Here is a 20,705-nt window from a genome sequence, read left to right as displayed (position 1 = left end):
AAGTGAACGAGAATGGCTCTCCATTTTAAGTAGATTTATTAATGATGTGAAATATAGATGAGAAATATGTTTCATGTAATTAAGTTTCATAGTTGAAATAATATATTTAAAAGTTTCGAGAGGAGATATACAAAAATGAACAAGAAGTTATTTACATTAGGGATGGTTACAGTTTTAAGTGTAGGTTTAGCAGCATGTAATAGTGCGGACAAAACTTCTGGAGAACAAAAGCAACAGACAAAAGCTACGGAAACGAATAAAGATGAAAAACGAAAAATTACATATTTAGGTAAAGAATATACAGTGCCAGCAAAAGTAGATAAAATTGCGACAGCTAGTTTAGAGTCAATGGAAGATGCTGCAGTACTTGGTATTAAACCAGTGGGGGCAATTACGATTGGTGGGAAATTACCAGGGAACGTTGCGAAAGATTTAGAAGGTGCGAAATCTATAGGTGAGAAAATGGAACCAAACTTTGAAACATTACTTCAATTAAAACCTGATGTTATTACATCAAGTACGAAATTCCCAGCAGAAGCGGCTGAGAAATTTACGAAGGTGGCTCCAACAATCCCGATATCACATGTTTCTACAGATTGGGAAGAAAACTTAAAATTAATGGGAGAACTATCTGGTAAAAAAGACAAAGCAGAAAAAATTATTAAGGATTATAAAGCAGACGCTGAAAAAGCGAAAGCAAAAATTGGAGATAAGTTAAAAGATAAAAAGGTACTTGTAATAAGATTAAGAGCAAATACATTATTCGTTTATCCAGAAGAAGTATACTTCAACCCTGTAATTTATAAAGACCTTGGGTTAACGGCTCCAGAACAACTTAAAAATGTAAAAGCGCAAGAGAAAATCTCTTTAGAACAACTGGCTCAAATAAATCCGGATTACGTATTTTTACAATATGAAGCAAGTGAAAATAATAAACCAAAAGTACTAGAAGAAATAGAAAGTAATCCAATTTGGCAAAGTGTAAATGCTGTAAAAGAGAAGAAAGTATTTGTAAATACTGTAGATCCTATTGCACAAGGTGGTACTGCTTGGAGTAAAACAGTATTTTTAAAAGAAGCAGTGAAAAATTTGACTAAATAATAAAATTAGTAAGGTGCGTTGAATGATATGCGGAAAATAAATTCACTTCCAATGATAATTTTATGCTTAGCACCCATATGTATTTTACTTACTGTTATTCTATCTATCTTATATGGGACAAAAAATATCGATTTTGAAACGACGTGGAATGCATTGTTTCATTTTGATTCGAGTAATGTAAATCATAATATTATTGTTACGTCTCGTTTACCAAGGGTAATTGGAGCTCTTTTAGTTGGAGCTTTTCTAGCCATATCAGGAGCACTTATGCAGGGGATGACAAGGAATTATCTTGCATCCCCTTCTATTATGGGTGTGACGGATGGTTCTGCTTTTGTTATTACAATGTGTATGGTATTCCTTCCGGGAATGTCTTCAGTCAACATGATTTTATGTTCTATGCTGGGTTCAGCATTAGGCGCGGGAATTGTTTTTGGATTTGGTTCACTGCTTAGAAACGGATTGTCACCTGTAAGATTAGCAATTATAGGAACCGTGATAGGGACATTTTTAAGTAGTCTTTCTGCCGCAATTGCTTCTTATTTTCAAGTCTCTCAAAATATTAGTTTTTGGTACAACGCGAAATTAGATCAAGTAGATCCCAATATACTTAAATTAGCAATTCCGTTTGGTATAGTTGGTATTATTTTAGCACTTCTCATTTCGAAATCTATTACAATCCTTTCATTGGGAGAAGAAGTGTCTATTAACTTAGGACAGCGTACGAAAATTATAAAAGTGACTGCAATTTTATCTGTTGTGTTTCTGACTGGTACAGCAGTTGCTTTAGTAGGGAAAATAGGTTTTGTAGGACTAATTATTCCTCATATTACTCGCTTTCTAATCGGTGTAGATTATAAATGGATTGTGCCTTGTGCTGGAGTAATTGGTGGTGTTTTTCTAGCTTTATGTGATGTATTAAGTAGATTTGTAAATTATCCATTTGAAACACCAATAGGCGTTGTTACGTCTCTAATTGGAATTCCTTTCTTCCTTTATTTAATTCGTACAAGAGGGGGAGAGAGACATGCTTAAAGGTTCAAGTCAGCGTTTTGTAATGACTATGGGGACTATTATACTTTTAATTTTATGTACCATTTATATTAGCTTAACGAATGGTACATTTGATATTACAATTACGGACGTCTTTCGAACAATTTTTCGGATTGACCCAGTCCCAGAACATGATTTAGTTATATTTGATTTTAGACTGCCGCGAATCATAATCGCTGGCCTAGTAGGATTAGGCCTAGGGATAGCTGGTGCTGTTATTCAAGGGATTACGAGAAATGGTTTAGCTGATCCGGGTATTTTAGGAGTAAATGCCGGTGCAGGAACTGCAATCGTAATTTTTATGTTCTTTTTCCAAGGACAAATAAAGAGTACGGATTGGATTTCGATAATGATGATGCCGATGTTTGGCTTAGTTGGAGGGTTAGGCGCGGCTGTATTAATTTATATATTTTCTTGGCGAAATGGAAAGTTAGATTCACAGCGCCTTTTACTAACAGGGATCGCAATAGGATCAGGATTCGGAGCATTTTCTATGTATTTATCATTGAAAATGAAAGCAACTGACTTTGAAATGGCAGCTGTGTGGGTTTCAGGCAGCATATATAATGCAAACTGGAAATACATTATTGCAATGTTGCCATGGCTTATTATATTAATTCCAATTATAAAAAAGAAAGCTTATTTGCTAGATTTATTTCAATTGGAAGAAACGAGTATTACAAGTTTAGGCGTTTCAGTAGAAAGAGAGAAGTCTATTTTGTTATTAAGCAGCATTGGACTTGTAAGTGCATGTGTTGCTGTTTCAGGGAGTATTGGATTTATTGGTCTAATGGCGCCGCATATAGCCAAAAGACTTGTTGGCATTCAACATAAATATGTAATTCCCACATGCGGAGTAATTGGGATGCTACTTGTAATTGCTTCAGATTTTATCGCAAAAACAATTTTTATGCCTGCAGAATTGCCTGTCGGGATTGTTATTGCTATTGTCGGTGTACCGTATTTCTTATATTTACTTTATAAGGCGAAAGCGTAAGAGGAGGAAACAAAAGTGAATATTTTAAGTGCAAAAAACTTAGAAGCAAATTATGAAAAACTTACAGTGTTTCGCGATTTAAATGTGGAAATACAAAAAGGAAAAGTAACGACAATTATCGGTCCAAATGGGTGCGGGAAATCAACACTATTAAAAACGATGGGACGAATTTTAAAACAAAAAAGCGGTAAAGTATATTTACAAGGCCAAGATTTAAATACGATTTCAACGAAAGAAATCGCGAAACAGTTAGCTTTACTTCCGCAAAACCCAATTGCCCCGGGAGAGATTAAGGTAGAAGAGTTGGTTTCTTATGGGCGCTACCCACATCGAAATAACGTAAATAAGCTAACAGCAAAAGATAAAGAAATGATTGATTGGGCATTAGATATAACGAAAACATCTGCATTTCGAGCGAGACAAATTGCAAACTTATCAGGTGGACAAAGACAAAAGGTGTGGCTAGCGATGGCCTTAGCACAAGAGACTGAAGTGTTACTACTAGATGAACCAACTATATATCTTGATATGTCTCATCAATTAGATGTACTGCAAATCGTGGAGAAATTAAATAAAGAACATAATTGTACGGTCGTAATGGTACTGCATGATATTAACCATGCAGCGAGATTTTCAGATGAAATTATTGCAATGAAAGAAGGGGAAATTGTTACAACTGGTAGCCCAAAAGAAATTATTACGAATGAAGTATTAAAAGAAGTATTTCATATTGATGCACGTGTCATGATTGACCCTTATAACGGGGCCCCTGTTTGTTTCGGTTATGATAGTGTTGTATCTCAAGATGAAAAAGTAGAAATATATGTAACAAGTTAAAAAAGGGGGATATAGGGTGAATGCCACTATCGAAAAACAGCAGATTATTACATCTAATACAGAACAGTGGAAAATGTATTCAAAATTAGAAGGCAAGGAATATCAAATCCATATTTCAAAGCCGAAGCAACCAGCGCCAGATTCAGGATATCCGGTCATATATGTATTAGATGGCAATGCCTTTTTTCAAACGTTCCATGAAGCGGTTAAAATACAATCGGTTAGAGCGGAAAAAACAGGTGTTTCATCAGCCATTATAGTTGGTATTGGTTATCCAATTGAAGGGGCATTTTCAGGAAAAGAAAGATGTTATGATTTTACACCTTCTATAATTTCAAAAGATGCTCCTTTAAAACCGGATGGTAAACCGTGGCCTAAAACAGGGGGAGCACATAACTTCTTTACGTTTATTGAAGAAGAATTGAAACCACAAATTGAAAAAAGTTTTAAGATTGATAAAGGAAAGCAAACGTTATTTGGGCATTCTTTAGGTGGTCTATTTGCTTTACATATACTGTTTACAAATGTAAATGCTTTTCAAAATTATTTTATTAGTAGCCCATCTATTTGGTGGAATAACCAATCCGTGCTTGAAAAAGAAGAGAACCTTATAAATGAATTAAACAATACTAAGTTTGAAACGAAAGTATTCCTTACAGTTGGGTCATTGGAGCGAGAGCATATGGTTGTAGATGCAAATGCATTATCAGAGCGTCTTCTTCAATTCAAACATGAGAAGTTTAGGTTTAAGTTTTATGAAGCTGAAGGGGAGAATCATGCATCGGTTGTACCGACTTCTTTAAGTAAAGGATTAAGATTTATTAGCAAATTTAATTAGTGCATGGGCAGTAACAAAACATTCCATGCATATACTTATGGAGGGTACACCTGTTTTAATTGAAATAGAACCAGTTAAGCAAGCTATTAAAGGAATAGAGGGTGTACGTGATATACACGATCTCCATATTTGGACAATTACCTCAGGATTAGATGCTTTAAGCTGCCATGTAATGATTGATAAAAATCAGGATGATCAAGAATTGCTTTAAAATATTATTAATATGTTAAAATATGATTTTTATATTGAACATAATACAATTCAAATTGAAACTCTTAAGAGTAAGCATAGTGAAATGGTTGTTTAATAAATCGAAACGAAGAGGCTATGGAGAATTTTCTCCATAGCCTCTTCGTTTTACGTAAATAGAATTGTCCTTTTTGAAAGTTTTGTTTCAACTTTTCGTCTAAAGAGACAAAAAGTTGTCACAATTCCGTCACAATTAGCATAAACATACTATAAACGAAATGAACTTATCCCGCATAATAGCCCGATTGATTCAACAAATAGTCAGTAGGGCTGAAAACACCACTGATTAAAAGTTCACTTTATTCTCAAGGAGGTAGGTCGTATGAAAACTATTCTTGCTATCGCTGGGCTTATTTGGGTTTTATCACACGGTATTCCAATTTATGAAGGAGAACAAATTCGTAGTGCTCTAAATAAAGAATTTAATGAATATCATATTATTGATCGACAAGATAACGTTGTTACTGTTCGAGTAAATGACTGTTTTCATACGGTAACTGTTGAAGGAACTTCAGTAGTGAATGACACAAAAGTATGTGATCAACAATAACTTTATATATAATAGGAAGAAAAAAGCCTCAATTCAAATATGTGAAGATTGAGGCTTTTATTTATCCAGCTATTTGCGGGTGAATAATGAGTGGGAGATGAACAAAAACTTCGTTGATTAAAGTTTCACTTAAATGTTTTTTGGAAAAGGGACAGGGTATAATGATAATTGGGATTGAGAAGCTAAGTATTTGTTAAGAATAATCATATAAAGATAAGATACTCATATGGGGTATCAATACATAGATATTTAATGCTATAATTGATATACTCAAAAAGATATTTATTTTTATTGGTTGAAGAGAAACTTTAAGAAGGTGATAATATGGATCATAAAGAGCATGAAGCAACTACACATAGATCAGAAAAGGAAAAAGAGCAAATTATAAATAGATTAAAGCGAATTGAAGGACAAGTCCGTGGTATTCAAAATATGATCGAAAATGATCGTTATTGTGTTGATATTTTAGTGCAAATTTCAGCGATCAATGCAGCAATGAAAAAAGTAGGAATGGGTGTTCTAAAAAATCATACAAGTCATTGTGTTTCAGGTGCTATTAAAGACGGGAATGGTGACGAAGCGATTGAAGAATTAATGACCGTATTTGAACGTTTTTCAAAAGCGTAAAAGCCAAGCTAGCATTTGACTAGCTTGGCTTTTGTTTATTTAAGAACTTTATCTTAAAGCTTAGCGACAGCAAGAAGGCTAGGGAATTTAAGAGTGTACGTAATAGTTCGATTGATTAAACTTCTATCATATACCTATAAGGGGTATGTGTATGTTTTGTCGTAGAATGAATGGATTTATTTCAAAGAATGCTGTGTGGGATAAGAGAAAACAAGGAATTTATAAAAAAATATAAAAATCATTATATAAAACCATTGATTACCTTAGGGGGGTATGGTAAAATAGGGTTGTGATTAACGAACAATGAATGAACAAGAGGAGGATTTTAAATGGAACAGTTAACATTAAAGGTTGAGGGTATGTCTTGTGGACATTGTGTAAATTCTATTGAAGGAAGTGTAAAAGAATTAAACGGTGTTGAACAAGTGAAAGTTCAATTAGCAGAAGGAATTGTTGAAGTTACTATTAATCCATCAATCGTCACTTTAAAAGACATTGTTGTTGCAATCGAAGATCAAGGATACGATGTCCAATAATAATTTTAAAATATAGAAGTAAATCGTACTTTATATGGAGTGCGATTTATTTTGCTAATAATTATACCTCATGAGGGTATATAGAGGTGAGAGGAATGAATGAACAAAAAGAGGCCAGTCTTCAAATATCAGGAATGACTTGTGCGGCATGTGCAAATAGAATTGAAAAAGGTCTAAAAAAAGTAGAAGGTGTTCATGAGGCAAATGTAAATTTTGCGCTTGAAAAAACAAAAATCATGTACGATCCAGCGAAAACGAATCCACAAAAATTTAAAGAAAAAGTTGAATCGTTAGGATATGGCATTGTAAGTGATAAAGCTGAGTTTACTGTGTCAGGAATGACATGTGCAGCATGTGCGAATAGAGTGGAAAAGCGTTTAAATAAGCTAGATGGTGTGAACAAAGCGACGGTTAACTTCGCTTTAGAGTCGGCAACGGTAGACTTTAATCCGGATGAAATTAATGTAAGTGAAATGAAGAGTACAATTACAAAGTTAGGGTATAAATTAGAAGTAAAATCAGATGAACAAGATGGATCAACAGATCATCGCTTACAAGAAATTGAACGACAAAAGAAGAAGTTTATTATTTCGTTTATTTTATCATTCCCATTATTGTGGGCAATGGTGAGCCATTTCTCATTTACATCTTTTATTTATTTACCAGATATGCTTATGAACCCATGGGTACAACTAGCACTTGCAACTCCAGTACAGTTTATCATTGGAGGCCAGTTTTATATTGGAGCTTATAAAGCATTACGCAATAAAAGTGCGAATATGGATGTTCTCGTGGCACTTGGAACGTCCGCAGCTTATTTCTATAGTGTATATTTAAGTATTCAGTCTATTGGTTCATCAGAACATATGACAGATTTATATTTTGAAACGAGTGCGGTCCTAATTACATTAATTATTTTAGGGAAATTATTTGAAGCAAAAGCAAAAGGACGATCATCAGAAGCTATTAAAAAGTTGATGGGATTACAAGCGAAAACTGCTACGGTTATGCGAGATGGAACAGAAATAAAGATATTAATCGAAGAAGTGGTAGCTGGTGATATCGTCTATGTAAAACCTGGTGAAAAGATACCAGTTGATGGAGAAATTGTAGAGGGAAAATCAGCGATTGATGAATCGATGTTAACTGGTGAAAGTATTCCAGTTGATAAAACAATTGGAGATGTAGTCATCGGTTCTACAATGAATAAAAATGGATTTTTAAAAGTTAAAGCAACTAAGGTTGGTAGAGACACTGCATTAGCTCAAATTATTAAAGTAGTAGAAGAAGCTCAAGGATCCAAAGCGCCTATTCAAAGGGTAGCGGATCAAATTTCCGGTATTTTCGTACCAGTTGTAGTTGGAATTGCGATTATTACATTTGTTGTGTGGATGTTATTTGTTACACCTGGTGATTTTGGAGGAGCACTTGAGAAAATGATAGCAGTACTTGTTATTGCATGTCCATGTGCGTTAGGTCTTGCAACACCTACATCTATTATGGCCGGATCAGGAAGATCGGCTGAATATGGTATTTTATTTAAAGGTGGAGAGCACTTAGAGGCGACGCATCGATTAGATACGGTTATTCTGGATAAAACGGGCACAGTAACAAATGGAAAACCGGTATTAACAGATGTAATTGTAGCAGATGGATTTGATGAGAAGGAAATATTACAATTAGTTGGTGCAGCAGAAAGAAATTCTGAACATCCGCTTGCAGAAGCGATTGTAGAAGGAATTAAAGAAAAGGGAATTGATATCCCAAGTTCAGAAACGTTTGAAGCAATTCCTGGATTTGGTATTGAGTCGGTTGTAGAAGGAAAACAATTATTAATTGGTACACGCCGATTAATGAAAAAATTCAATATTGATATTGCAGAAGTTTCTAAATCGATGGAAGAACTAGAACGAGAAGGAAAAACAGCAATGCTTATTGCGATCGATAAAGAATATGCGGGTATAGTGGCCGTTGCAGATACAGTAAAAGATACTTCAAAAGCAGCTATCGCAAGGCTTAAGAAAATGGGCCTCGATGTCGTTATGATTACAGGTGATAATACACAAACTGCTCAGGCAATTGCTAAGCAAGTTGGTATTGATCACGTAATTGCAGAAGTATTACCAGAAGGAAAGGCAGAAGAAGTGAAAAAACTTCAAGCTAGCGGTAAGAGAGTGGCTATGGTTGGAGATGGAATTAATGATGCTCCTGCTCTTGCTACAGCAGACATTGGAATGGCAATTGGAACAGGAACAGATGTAGCAATGGAAGCAGCGGATATTACGTTAATCCGTGGTGACTTAAATAGTATTGCCGATGCGATCTTTATGAGTAAAATGACGATTAGAAATATTAAGCAAAATCTATTCTGGGCGTTAGCTTATAACGGCCTAGGAATTCCAATTGCGGCGCTTGGTTTCCTAGCTCCTTGGGTTGCAGGTGCAGCGATGGCGTTTAGCTCTGTATCAGTCGTATTAAATGCATTACGATTGCAAAGAGTTAAATTAAAATAATAAAATTTTTAATTTATAGAATAATTGAATATGCTTTTAGACAAAAAACAATACTTTGAATAAGTATTGTTTTTTGTTCGTATAGAAAGAAAAAAGACATAATATAGCAGAAATAGAAGCGGTAGTTTGATAAGGAGTTCTACATATGTTTAAAGATATTAAAATTAGAACATTTCAGAAAGAGGACTTAGAGCAAGTATTACAATTGTTCTATGAAACGGTTCATACGGTTAATGCAAAAGATTATAACGAGTTACAGCTACAGGCGTGGGCTCCAGAGCGACTAGATAGAGAGAGATGGCTACAGTCTATAGAAAAGAATATTTGTTACGTTGCTGATTGCAAAGGTGTGATAGTGGGATTTGGGGATTATAATGATGATCATTACATAGATCGCTTATTTACGCATAAAGATTATCAAGGAAAAAGGATAGCTTCGTACATACTACAGAAGTTAGAACAAGAAGCAGTGAACTTGCAGCATAGGGATATATATACAGAGGCAAGTATTACAGCAAAACCTTTCTTTGAAAGTAAAGGTTATATTTGCATAAAGGAACAAAATAAGCAGCATAATGGTCAGATTTTTATTAATTATATAATGAAAAAAATAGCCTTCTCATAAATGAGAAGGCTATTTTTCATTATTTTACAGCTTCTTTTAGTTCTTTACCAGCTTTAAAAGCAGGTACTTTAGAAGCTGCGATTTGCATTTCTTCACCCGTTTGTGGGTTACGGCCTGTACGAGCAGCTCTTTCGCGAACTTCAAATGTACCGAATCCGATAAGTTGTACTTTTTCGCCAGCAGCTAAAGAGTTAGTGATTGATTCTACTACAGTTTGTAAAACTACAGTAGCTTCTTTTTGAGAAATTTCAGCTGATTGCGCTACGTTTTTGATTAATTCTGTTTTATTCATGTTTTCACCTCATATGTAAATAATGCTATTTAAGTTGTTATTATAACGTATAAAAGTTCAGAGAACAAGTGTACGCAGATATATTTACAAAAAAATTGAAATTCGTATCATTTTTTCATATTGTCACATCAGTGTAACAAAAGAGTTTTAAAGTACTTCTAGAGGTGAAAATATGAATACGCATCATGTAAAAAGAGAGCAAAAAAAAAAATCAATCTTAAAGAAATTTATTATTAGTTTAATAATTATATTAATAATTCCGATAATTTTGTATTTCTATGCAACAGAAATAGAACGAAGATTAGTATCGGTCACGTGGAATGAAATAGAAGCTTCTACGATTCCTAAAGAGTTTAACAATAAAAAAATATTGCAATTCTCAGATGTACATTTAGGGCCAGAGTTTACACTGAAACAACTAGATAATTTGGTGGAGAAAATGAATGAGTTACGTCCAGATATAGTAGTTTTTACAGGGGATTTAATAGATAAGTTCGGATCTTATAATGAGGAAAGAGAAGAGGCAAAAGAAATTTTGAGAAAAATTCATGCTCCTCTCGGAAAGTATGCTGTGTTTGGGAATCATGATAGAGGCGGGGGCGGTAGTTTATTCTATAAAAGGTACATGGAGGACGCGGGTTTTTCTGTTTTAGTAAATGACGTGCAGAAAATTAAAGTGGAAAATGGCAAGTATATTACAATATCAGGTTTGGATGATTTTTTATTAGGGAAACCACAAATAGATTCGACTTTAAAAAACTTAAGACAACAAGATTTCAATATGCTATTAGTACATGAGCCGGATGTTGTAGACAAAGTAGCTTGTTATCCAGTTGATTTTCAAATCTCGGGACATAGTCACGGAGGACAAGTTCAGATTCCTTTTGTAGGCCCTTTAATTACCACAAAATTAGCAGAGAAGTATGTTGAAGGAATGTATGAATTAGATGGAAAGAGTAAGCCATTACATTTATATGTAAATCGGGGTATTGGAACGACTCGAATGCCTGTCAGGTTTTGGAGTGTACCTGAACTTTCAGTTTTTTTATTGAAGAAAAATAGTAATTAGAATAGAAAGAAAAATAATACAGTTAGGATTTTTGAAATAGGAAGGGAGAATCATTTTGATTCGAATCTCTTGTTTACAAAGAAAATCACATCCAATCATTGCTAGGAAAGATTCATATATAAGTAAAGAAACAAGTAATTACTATTAGCATAGTGAAAATAAACTTTTTTCTTGACTTTTTATATGAAGGAGAGCAAAATGATAAAAAAGGAAGGGGGGATGACGATGGAAGAGTACGTATTAGAACTGTATAATCTGTTATATACGACAGAATGGCAAGATATTGTTTCGTTTCTTGGGATAGTATTTTGTATGAAAATTGTAATCGTATATATGGAAGAGCAAGGTGTGTTCTATTCCTTCTCATCCCCGTTCGATGTGCAGCGCGAGCCGTTGCTGAACTATGCCAAGGTGAATTACGAACAATTTCCTTTTGTTATATTCTTTATGATTCGATTTATAACAGCAATTGTAAAGAAGAAAGCAAGTGATGAAGAAGAGTGCCACTCAACTTGTAATATAGCTAACGTTTTTTAAGCTAAATACAAGGAGGAGATTTATATGTGGTTTCGATTTCTTATGATTGGTTTCTTTTCATTAACAGCAATTTCATTAATGGGATATCAAGTGTCTGAAATATATCAAGCGTATAGCAATACGTTTTTTAATAAAAACTAATCGCATTGCTATTTAAATAATAAAGCGATAAAATCCTTCTTAAGAAGTTTTATTAAGAAGGATTTTTTTCTTTGCTCCGTCTTACTGTGTCAAACTATTGTCACATTTACACTGTGAATAATATGTTAAAATAGTGAGGTTATGTATACATATTTGAAGGAAGAGGGAGTGACCATATTGGTGGATCAATCAACAAATCAGAAAAGCTATGCTCCTATTGTGATAACGCTTTCTGTAATTGTAAATGCGATTATTTTGTTTTTGTTCTTTGGACCTGTTGGCTATGAAGGAGAAGTACATTTTGATGTAACTATCTTACCAATGTTAAACGCAATTTTTAATAGTTTTACGTTTGTATTTTTATTAGCAGCTTTATTCTCTATTATTAAAAAGAATGTAAAGATGCACCGTGGTTTTATTCTTGCAGCATTTACAACGACTTTATTATTTTGTGTGTCATATTTATCGTACCATTACTTGGCACCGGCAACACATTTCGGCGGGGAAGGATTCATTAAATATGTGTATTTCATCATTTTAATTACACATATTATCCTTGCGGCGATTATTGTACCACTTGCATTGTTCGCACTAGTATTTGGTTTTACGAATCAATTAACACGTCACCGTAAAATTGTACGTTGGACGATGCCGATTTGGTTATATGTAAGTTTATCTGGTGTTATTGTTTACTTAATGATCTCGCCTTATTATCAATAAAAAATCTCAGCCTTTAAGGCTGAGATTTTTTGTTAAGCAAATTTGTTTGTGAAATTTAAAAAGTGTGGTATACAAAGGTATAGTTGCTTTTCATATGGAAGGGATGGTAAAGGTATATGCAAAATTTTGTATTTCGTAATCCAACAAAACTTATTTTTGGTAAAGGACAATTAGAGCAGTTAAAAACTGAAATTCCACAGTTCGGTAAAAAAGTTCTTCTCGTATATGGTGGAGGAAGTATTAAAAGAAACGGTATTTATGATAATGTAATTTCTATTTTAAAGGATATAAATGCGGAAGTGTTTGAGTTGACAGGTGTTGAACCGAATCCTCGTTTATCAACAGTAAAGAAAGGGATTCAAATTTGTAAAGACAATGGAGTCGAATTTATTTTAGCGGTTGGCGGAGGAAGTGTAATCGACTGTACGAAAGCAATTGCTGCAGGTAGTAAATATGATGGTGATGTATGGGATATTGTAACGAAAAAAGCATTTGCTAGCGAGGCGTTACCATTTGGTACTGTACTTACTCTTGCAGCAACAGGTTCTGAAATGAATGCAGGGTCTGTAATTACAAATTGGGAAACGAATGAAAAGTACGGATGGGGTAGTCCAGTTACTTTCCCACAGTTTTCAATTTTAGACCCAGTTCATACTGCGTCTGTACCGAAAGATCAAACAATTTATGGTATGGTAGATATTATGTCGCACGTATTAGAGCAATATTTCCATCACGGCATGAATACAGAATTACAAGATCGTTATTGTGAATCTGTTTTAAAAACAGTAATTGAAACAGCTCCTAAGCTTTTAAGTGATTTAGAAAATTATGAGCACAGGGAAACAATTTTATATTGCGGAACGATGGCTTTAAACGGTATTTTAGCAATGGGAGTAAGAGGAGATTGGGCAACTCATAATATTGAGCATGCAGTTTCTGCTGTTCATGATATACCACATGGGGGTGGCCTTGCGATTTTATTCCCGAACTGGATGAAGTGTGTTGTAGATGAAAATGTAAGTCGTTTTAAACAGTTCGCTATTCGTGTATTCGATGTAGAAACAGATGGGAAGACCGATAAAGAGGTTGCATTAGAGGGAATTGAGGCGTTACGTCAATTTTGGACTTCGATTGAAGCGCCAGTAACATTAGCTGATTACGCTATTAGAGAAAGTGAAATTGACTTAATGGCGGATAAAGCGATGGCTTATGGTGAATTCGGTAACTTTAAAAAATTAAATAAAGATGATGTTCTTGCAATTTATAAAGCTTCTTTATAAGTGAAGCGAGAGAAGAAACCTATTTGATTGTTGTATCAAATAGGTTTCTTTTTTGTTTTTTTATAACCGATTATGATCGTTAATGATTATTTTTGACTGATTATGATTGATTTTTGTGATCGTTTTCATTATACTGTAATCAAAGGAGAGGTGAATAAAATGTTAACTCCTGAACGTCATCAAATGATATTGCAACTTGTAAAAGAACAGAAAGTTGTTAAATTACAGCAATTAGTTGAAAGAACAGAAAGCTCTGAATCAACAATACGTCGTGATTTAGCACAATTGGAAAAACAAAGGTTATTAAAAAGAGTTCATGGCGGAGCCTCTGTTTTAACAGGAAAAGGACAGGAGCCAACGATGGTTGAAAAATCATCCAAAAACATTCAAATAAAACAACAAATTGCTAAGTATGCGGCTAGTATTGTTGAACAAGGGGATTGCGTTTATTTAGATGCAGGAAGTACAACATTTGAAATGATTCCATTTTTAATAAATAAAGATGTTACTGTCGTTACGAACGGTCTTATGCATATTGAAGCTTTAGTTGAAAATAATATTCGTGCGTATTTACTAGGCGGGATGATGAAGAGTAGGACGAAAGCTTTAATTGGTGCAATGGCGCAAGAAAGTATGCAGAAATATCGCTTTGATAAATGTTTTTTAGGAGCGAATGGTGTACATGAACAGCTTGGTTTTACAACGCCAGACCCAGAAGAGGCACTCTTAAAACAAATGGCACTAACATTAGCGAACGAAGGATATTTCTTAACTGATGAAAGTAAGTTTTCAGAAGTTGCGTTTGCGAAAATTGCAAATGTTGAAGATGCAAATATTATTACAAACCATTTAGAAATTGATTTAGAAAAATATAAAAGACAAACCAATGTAATTGAGGCTGATAAACAATGATCTATACAGTTACTTTAAACCCATCTATTGATTATGTAGTACAAGTTAATTCTTTCGATTTAGGAACAGTAAACCGAGCAGAGAAAGATATGAAGTTTCCTGGAGGGAAAGGAATTAATGTTTCTCGTGTTCTTCATCGTTTAGGTGTTGAAAATGTAGCACTTGGATTTACTGGTGGATTTACTGGTCAATTTATTAAAGATGTATTACATGACGAAGGTGTAACAACAAACTTTGTCCAAGTAGATGGAGATTCTCGAATTAATGTGAAAATAAAAGGGCAAGAAGAAACAGAGCTAAATGGACAAGGTCCTATTGTGACAAATGAGCAATTTGAACAATTGATGAAAAAAATCGAAAGTATGCAATCTGGAGATTGTGTTGTACTAGCTGGAAGTGTACCTTCTTCTATTCCAACTACCTTTTATGAATCAATCGCAGCGTTTGGAGCCGAAAAAGGTATTCGTGTAGTAGTAGATGCAAGTGGAAGTGCACTGCAGCATGTAACTAAAAATAAGCCATTTTTAATTAAGCCAAATCATCATGAACTTGGTGAGTTGTTTGGAGTGAAGCTTTCAACAGTAGAAGACATTTTACCGTACGGAAGACAATTAATCGAACAAGGTGTAGGGCACGTTATCGTATCAATGGCAGGAGATGGAGCTTTATTATTTACGGCAGAAGGTATATATGAAGCAACTGTTCCAAAAGGTGTTGTAATTAATTCGGTTGGGGCTGGAGATTCTCTTGTTGCAGGGTTTGTAGGTATATATGAACGGACGAAAGATATTGAAAAGGCATTTCAATATGGCGTTGCAACAGGGAGTGCAACAGCATTTTCAGCAGATTTATGTAAGAAGGAAGAAATAGAAGAATTATTGTCGCAAGTAATTGTAGTTAAGCGATAGGGGGAAGCAACATATGAAAATTACAGAACTATTAAAAAGGGATACAGTCATTATGAACTTGACAGCTTTAAATAAAGAAGCTGTCATAGATGAATTAGTTGAGAAGTTAAGCGGGGCAAATCGTTTAAATAGTAAAGCTGAATTTAAAGAAGCTATTTTAAAGCGGGAGTCGCAAAGTACAACTGGAATTGGTGAAGGGATTGCTATACCTCATGCGAAGACGAAGGCTGTTAAACGACCATCGATTTGTTTTGGTAGAAGTGTAAGCGGTATCAACTATGAATCACTTGATGGACAGCCTGCACATTTATTCTTTATGATTGCTGCGAGTGAAGGGGCGAATAATACTCATTTAGAAACGTTGTCTCGTCTATCTACATTATTAATGGATGAAGGGTTTCGCAAGCAATTATTAGAAGCAAAGGATGAAGATGAACTTCTTCGTTTATTTGATGAAAAAGAGAATGAAAAAGAAGAAGAAGTTGAAGTAGCGAAGCCAGAAGGGGATGAACCATACGTATTGGCTGTTACAGCTTGTCCAACTGGAATCGCTCACACATATATGGCTGCTGATAGTTTGAAAGCGAAAGCGGCAGAGTTAGGGATTGCGATTAAAGTTGAAACGAATGGATCAACAGGTGTAAAGAACGGTTTAACGCAAGAAGATATTGAACGCGCAACAGCAATTATTGTAGCTGCAGATAAACAAGTAGAAATGAACCGTTTTGCTGGAAAACATGTCATTCAAGTGCCAGTCGCTGATGGGATTAGAAAAACTGAAATCCTTCTTAATCGAGCTGTAAAACAAGATGCACCAATCTTTAAAGGTGTAAAAGAGGATGGGAAGGCAGAAAGTGTAGAGAAAGAAAAAGGATTGGGAATTTATAAGCATTTAATGAGCGGTGTAAGTAATATGCTTCCATTCGTTGTTGGTGGTGGAATTTTAATCGCGTTAGCATTTATGTTCGGTGGAATTAAGGCGGAAGGTCCTATTGCTGAAATATTAATGGCTATTGGCGGTGGAGAAAAAGGAGCCTTCTTATTCCTTGTACCAATTCTAGCTGGATTTATTGCAAGTTCTATTGCTGATCGACCTGGTTTTATGCCTGGTGTTGTCGGAGGATTTTTAGCGGCACAAGCGAATGCTGGATTTTTAGGTGGATTAATTGCTGGATTCTTAGCAGGATATGTTGTTGTTGGTTTGAAAAAGTTATTTTCTAGTTTACCGGCGCAGTTAGAAGGGATTAAACCGGTCTTGCTTTATCCGGTATTGGGGTTATTAATTACAGGTGTTATCATGTTAAAAGTAGTTAATCCACCTGTAGTTGCGTTAAATGAAATGTTAACGAGTTGGTTAAATAGTTTAGGTGGCACAAATGCTATACTATTAGGTTTAATTTTAGGTGGTATGATGGCAATTGATATGGGTGGTCCAATTAATAAAGCAGCATTTACATTTGGTATCGCTGCAATTTCAGCAGGGAACTTTGGTGTGCACTCAGCTGTTATGGCTGGTGGTATGGTACCGCCACTTGCGATTGCATTAGCAACTACATTCTTTAAAACAAAATTTACAGAAGCGGAACGTAAATCTGGTTTAACAAATTATATTATGGGAGCGTCGTTTATTACAGAAGGTGCTATTCCATTTGCCGTTGCCGATCCGGTACGTGTAATTGTAAGTTGTGTTGTTGGCTCAAGCATCGCGGGTGCCTTATCTATGTTATTCCAAATTACATTGCCGGCACCGCATGGTGGATTGTTTGTTATCGCATTAGTGAATAAACCGTTGCTATATATTGTCTCTATATTAATTGGGACGATTGTTTCAGCTATTATGATAGGGGTTTGGAAGAAGAAAGTTAAATAAAAGATAAAAAGGGACAGCTAATAGGAGTTGTTCCTTTTTCATTACAAAAAGTAATTTAATAATGGAATTATGATGGATTTTGGTAAAAGATGTAATGAAAAGTGATTTTTTTGTAACAAAAAAGTAATACTGTAATTTTTTTTGGAAAAAAATTCTTATACCAATGTGTGAGAAATATATGAAAACTATTGCTAATTTTGGTGGAAATACAATTCTTCAATATGGAAATTTATGTTACAAATCATTAATCGTTTATTACGAATGCTTTGTAATTGTGTGATTTTCGAAATTCTGCAAAAAACTGTTGCTATAATGAGAACACGAAAACAAAGCAAATGGAGGCTATTCATGAAAAAATTATTAGGTATAGCAACAGCAGCAGTTTTTGGTCTTGGGATTTTTGCAGGTTCTGCTAAAGCGGAAACGATTGTAACAACAGATGTATTAAACGTTAGAGAAAACCCAACTGTAGAATCAAAGCTTGTAGGTAAAATGTTAAGTGGAAATAAATTAGATGTTATAAATACAGAAAACGGATGGTCCAAAATTAAATTAGATGGCAAAGAAGCGTTTGTAAGTGCTGAGTTTACGAAAAATTCTTATTATGTAACAGCAAACGTATTAAACATTCGTGCTGGAGCGAATACTGATTCAGAAATTCTTGGCACGCTTAAAAAAGATGACTTGATTGAAACGACAAATCAAGTACAAAACGAATGGTTACAATTCGAATATGGTGGGAAAGCGGCGTATGTTCACGTACCATTTTTAACAGGTACAGCACCTGTTATTGAAAGAAAAGAAGTTCAAGCTCAAGATGAAGCGCCAACTAAGGTGAAAACGGCGGTTAAAAATGATACATCAGTTAAGAAGAAAACTCCGGCTAAAAATGATACGGCAGTTAACGGAAAAGAATCAGTTAAAAGTGGAGCATCAAGTAAACCAGTAGCGCAAGCGAAGCCAGTGGCGAAATCTACTGAAACAAGTGAACCTTCTGGTGGTCGTGAAATAACAGTAGAAGCGACAGCTTACACAGCTAATCCGGGTGAAAATGGCACATATGGTGGTCGAGTGTTAACTGCAATGGGTCATGATTTAACAGCGAATCCAAACATGAAAGTTATTGCTGTTGATCCGAAAGTAATTCCTCTCGGATCAAAAGTGTGGGTGGAAGGATATGGAGAAGCAATTGCTGGAGATACTGGTGGTGCGATTAAAGGAAACCGTATTGATGTTTTAGTTGGTTCAGATGGCACTGCTGATAGTTGGGGTCGTAAATCCGTTAAAGTGAAAGTTATAAAATAATTTATTAAAATAAAAACGGCTGCTTGAAAATGTCTAAGCGGCCGCTTTTTTTATATAAGAATTATTGAAAAGGGTAAATTGTTTTACCTGTAATAATTTTATATGCGGTGCAAAATTGAGTTTGCATATACTCTGTATTTTTATTTTCTGGATGTAACGCTGTTTCTTGAAGAGTAGAATGAAAGGAACGTAGTAAACAATTTAGTGCGAAGTATAATTCTTCTTGTGAACAATTTTGTTCTTTTGTAGCAGTAGCTAAAATAAGGTCTTTTATTAATAAGGGAAAATCGATAGTCGCTTGTTTCATAGTCATTGCACCCTCTCTGAGCTATTTTTTATCATGTATATGCAGAATTGGACAAGCTATGCTCTTTTTTATGTGTAATTTCATGTACTGGATTCAAAGAACTTGCAATCATGCCGTTAAAATTGGTAAGATTGGGTATAATCAATAGATGGAGTATATTACATAAAGAGAGTTGAATGATATGGGAGAAGTGCAACGTGAAAAAGTTGCTGTCATCATTGGGCCAACTGCTGTCGGAAAGACGAAATTAAGTATCGATCTTGCAAAAGCGTTGAATGGTGAGATTATTAGTGGTGATTCCATGCAAATTTATCGTACGATGGATATCGGGACTGCAAAGGTGACGACAGATGAGATGGACGGAATTCCGCATTATATGATTAATATAAAAGATCCGGAAGATTCATTTTCTGTGGCGGAATTTCAAGAACGTGTCCGTAAGTGCATTCGAGAAATTACAGAGCGCGGGAAGTTACCAATTATTGTTGGTGGAACCGGTCTCTATATACAATCTGTTCTATTCGATTACCAGTTTACAGATGAGGCTGGGGACGCTACATACCGAGAACAGATGGAAAAGTTAGCGTTAGAACGCGGTGTGGAATATGTACATAAAAAGTTGCAAGAAGTAGATCCAGAAAGTGCGGAGCGTATTCATGCCAATAATGTAAGGCGTGTTATTCGGGCGTTAGAAATTTTTCACACGACGGGTGAAAAAATGAGTAACCAGCTCGAAAAACAAGAAAATGAGTTACTGTACGATGTTTCATTAATTGGGTTGACAATGGATCGAGAAATGCTATACGATCGCATTAACTTACGTGTTAACCTAATGATTGAACAAGGTTTATTAGAAGAAGTAAAAGGTCTACATGAAAGAGGAGTGCGAGATTGTCAATCTATTCAAGCGATTGGTTATAAAGAGATATATGATTATTTTGAGAATCGTGTATCTTTAGAAGAAGCGGTATCACAATTAAAGACGAATTCACGCCGTTATGCAAAACGTCAATTAACGTGGTTCCGTAATAAGATGGATGTCGCGTGGTTCGATGTTACTGATGGTGAAAAAACGTCAGAAATTTTACGATACATAGAAGGAAAGCTACAACTAAAGTCGAATAGTAGTAAGTAGAGAAAAAGAGGAGGATTCGACATGAAGCAATCAATCAATATTCAAGATCAGTTTTTAAATCAACTCCGTAAAGAGAATACGTTCGTTACGCTGTACTTATTAAATGGTTTCCAGCTTCGTGGATTAATTAAAGGATTTGATAATTTTACAGTCCTGCTGGAAACAGAAGGTAAGCAACAGCTTATTTATAAACATGCAATTTCTACATTTGTACCACAAAAAAATGTTTCAATTGAATTAGAGTAGTAATGAATTATTGTACATAACAAAAAAAGAGCGAGTTTCTCGCTCTTTTTTTATTTG

Annotated in this window: 22 protein-coding genes and 1 pseudogene; 21 read left to right on the top strand and 2 right to left on the bottom strand. The window is 34.8% G+C overall.

Going from position 1 to position 20,705, the window contains the following annotated elements; genetic code table 11:
- The first annotated feature begins 135 nt into the window (after positions 1-135).
- From FT637_RS00825 to FT637_RS00775, 11 genes and pseudogenes are all read left to right on the top strand, one after another.
- Positions 136-1,101, top strand: coding sequence for an iron-hydroxamate ABC transporter substrate-binding protein (locus FT637_RS00825; protein WP_105585378.1), 966 nt, complete (start codon positions 136-138; stop codon positions 1,099-1,101).
- A gap of 27 nt (positions 1,102-1,128) precedes the next feature.
- A complete protein-coding gene (locus FT637_RS00820; protein ID WP_002087983.1) occupies positions 1,129-2,136 on the top strand; it encodes a FecCD family ABC transporter permease in 1,008 nt (335 codons plus the stop codon).
- Entirely contained in the window at positions 2,129-3,151 is a 1,023-nt protein-coding gene (locus FT637_RS00815) for a FecCD family ABC transporter permease (RefSeq protein WP_193644786.1), read from the top strand. The genes FT637_RS00820 and FT637_RS00815 overlap by 8 nt, the downstream gene beginning before the upstream one ends.
- 15 nt (positions 3,152-3,166) lie before the next feature.
- A complete protein-coding gene (locus FT637_RS00810; protein ID WP_193644785.1) occupies positions 3,167-3,988 on the top strand; it encodes an ABC transporter ATP-binding protein in 822 nt (273 codons plus the stop codon).
- A 16-nt stretch (positions 3,989-4,004) separates the two neighbouring features.
- Complete coding sequence (locus tag FT637_RS00805) at positions 4,005-4,826, top strand: alpha/beta hydrolase (RefSeq protein WP_193644784.1); 822 nt, start codon at positions 4,005-4,007, stop codon at positions 4,824-4,826.
- A pseudogene (locus FT637_RS00800) lies at positions 4,819-5,133 on the top strand (cation transporter); the annotation flags it as partial. The gene FT637_RS00805 and the pseudogene FT637_RS00800, both read left to right, overlap by 8 nt.
- 264 nt (positions 5,134-5,397) lie before the next feature.
- Positions 5,398-5,625, top strand: coding sequence for a hypothetical protein (locus tag FT637_RS00795; protein WP_070144517.1), 228 nt, complete (start codon positions 5,398-5,400; stop codon positions 5,623-5,625).
- Between the two features lie 324 nt (positions 5,626-5,949).
- Positions 5,950-6,252: a metal-sensing transcriptional repressor gene (locus FT637_RS00790; RefSeq protein WP_070144516.1), complete on the top strand. Its 303-nt coding sequence runs from the start codon at positions 5,950-5,952 to the stop codon at positions 6,250-6,252.
- A 329-nt stretch (positions 6,253-6,581) separates the two neighbouring features.
- Complete coding sequence (copZ, locus tag FT637_RS00785; RefSeq protein WP_105585372.1) at positions 6,582-6,788, top strand: copper chaperone CopZ; 207 nt, start codon at positions 6,582-6,584, stop codon at positions 6,786-6,788.
- Positions 6,789-6,883: 95 nt separating this feature from the next.
- The gene (locus FT637_RS00780) at positions 6,884-9,301 is read left to right on the top strand and encodes a heavy metal translocating P-type ATPase (protein WP_193644783.1); all 2,418 of its coding nucleotides are present in this window, start codon (positions 6,884-6,886) and stop codon (positions 9,299-9,301) included.
- Positions 9,302-9,446: 145 nt separating this feature from the next.
- A complete protein-coding gene (locus tag FT637_RS00775; protein WP_193644782.1) occupies positions 9,447-9,926 on the top strand; it encodes a GNAT family N-acetyltransferase in 480 nt (159 codons plus the stop codon).
- A 19-nt stretch (positions 9,927-9,945) separates the two neighbouring features.
- Here the strand turns inward: FT637_RS00775 and FT637_RS00770 are convergent, their stop codons facing one another.
- On the bottom strand, positions 9,946-10,218 hold the full coding sequence (locus FT637_RS00770) for an HU family DNA-binding protein (RefSeq protein WP_002111275.1): 273 nt from the start codon (positions 10,216-10,218) through the stop codon (positions 9,946-9,948).
- A gap of 172 nt (positions 10,219-10,390) precedes the next feature.
- Between FT637_RS00770 and FT637_RS00765 the strand changes: the two genes are divergently transcribed.
- The 8 genes from FT637_RS00765 (at position 10,391) to FT637_RS00730 (ending at position 18,960) form a co-directional block, all read left to right on the top strand.
- Positions 10,391-11,287, top strand: coding sequence for a metallophosphoesterase (locus FT637_RS00765; protein ID WP_193644781.1), 897 nt, complete (start codon positions 10,391-10,393; stop codon positions 11,285-11,287).
- A gap of 198 nt (positions 11,288-11,485) precedes the next feature.
- Positions 11,486-11,824 (top strand): hypothetical protein, encoded by a 339-nt coding sequence (locus FT637_RS00760; protein ID WP_193644780.1) that lies wholly within the window; start codon positions 11,486-11,488, stop codon positions 11,822-11,824.
- Between the two features lie 318 nt (positions 11,825-12,142).
- Positions 12,143-12,685, top strand: coding sequence for a DUF420 domain-containing protein (locus FT637_RS00755; RefSeq protein WP_000228315.1), 543 nt, complete (start codon positions 12,143-12,145; stop codon positions 12,683-12,685).
- A 116-nt stretch (positions 12,686-12,801) separates the two neighbouring features.
- The gene (locus tag FT637_RS00750; RefSeq protein ID WP_193644779.1) at positions 12,802-13,965 is read left to right on the top strand and encodes an iron-containing alcohol dehydrogenase; all 1,164 of its coding nucleotides are present in this window, start codon (positions 12,802-12,804) and stop codon (positions 13,963-13,965) included.
- A gap of 159 nt (positions 13,966-14,124) precedes the next feature.
- Positions 14,125-14,877: a DeoR/GlpR family DNA-binding transcription regulator gene (locus FT637_RS00745; RefSeq protein WP_193644778.1), complete on the top strand. Its 753-nt coding sequence runs from the start codon at positions 14,125-14,127 to the stop codon at positions 14,875-14,877.
- Entirely contained in the window at positions 14,874-15,785 is a 912-nt protein-coding gene (pfkB, locus tag FT637_RS00740) for a 1-phosphofructokinase (protein ID WP_193644777.1), read from the top strand. Before FT637_RS00745 ends, pfkB begins: the two co-directional genes overlap by 4 nt.
- Positions 15,786-15,798: 13 nt before the next feature.
- Positions 15,799-17,655, top strand: coding sequence for a fructose-specific PTS transporter subunit EIIC (locus FT637_RS00735; protein ID WP_193644776.1), 1,857 nt, complete (start codon positions 15,799-15,801; stop codon positions 17,653-17,655).
- Positions 17,656-18,003: 348 nt separating this feature from the next.
- Positions 18,004-18,960, top strand: coding sequence for an SH3 domain-containing protein (locus FT637_RS00730; protein ID WP_193644775.1), 957 nt, complete (start codon positions 18,004-18,006; stop codon positions 18,958-18,960).
- A 61-nt stretch (positions 18,961-19,021) separates the two neighbouring features.
- On the opposite strand, the gene FT637_RS00725 is transcribed toward FT637_RS00730, so the two are convergent.
- Positions 19,022-19,267 (bottom strand): hypothetical protein, encoded by a 246-nt coding sequence (locus tag FT637_RS00725; RefSeq protein ID WP_002199601.1) that lies wholly within the window; start codon positions 19,265-19,267, stop codon positions 19,022-19,024.
- Positions 19,268-19,448: 181 nt separating this feature from the next.
- On the opposite strand from FT637_RS00725, the gene miaA reads away from it, so the two are divergent.
- Both miaA and hfq read left to right on the top strand, forming a co-directional pair.
- The gene (miaA, locus tag FT637_RS00720) at positions 19,449-20,402 is read left to right on the top strand and encodes a tRNA (adenosine(37)-N6)-dimethylallyltransferase MiaA (RefSeq protein ID WP_193644774.1); all 954 of its coding nucleotides are present in this window, start codon (positions 19,449-19,451) and stop codon (positions 20,400-20,402) included.
- 21 nt (positions 20,403-20,423) lie between these two features.
- Positions 20,424-20,648: an RNA chaperone Hfq gene (hfq, locus tag FT637_RS00715; protein ID WP_000813896.1), complete on the top strand. Its 225-nt coding sequence runs from the start codon at positions 20,424-20,426 to the stop codon at positions 20,646-20,648.
- Positions 20,649-20,705 lie beyond the last annotated feature (57 nt).

The sequence above is a fragment of the Bacillus cereus genome, assembly GCF_015071065.1.
GTDB lineage: Bacteria > Bacillota > Bacilli > Bacillales > Bacillaceae_G > Bacillus_A > Bacillus_A cereus_BA.
Note: the sequence above shows the minus strand (reverse complement) of the source record. Positions and strands in the feature narration are given on the sequence as shown.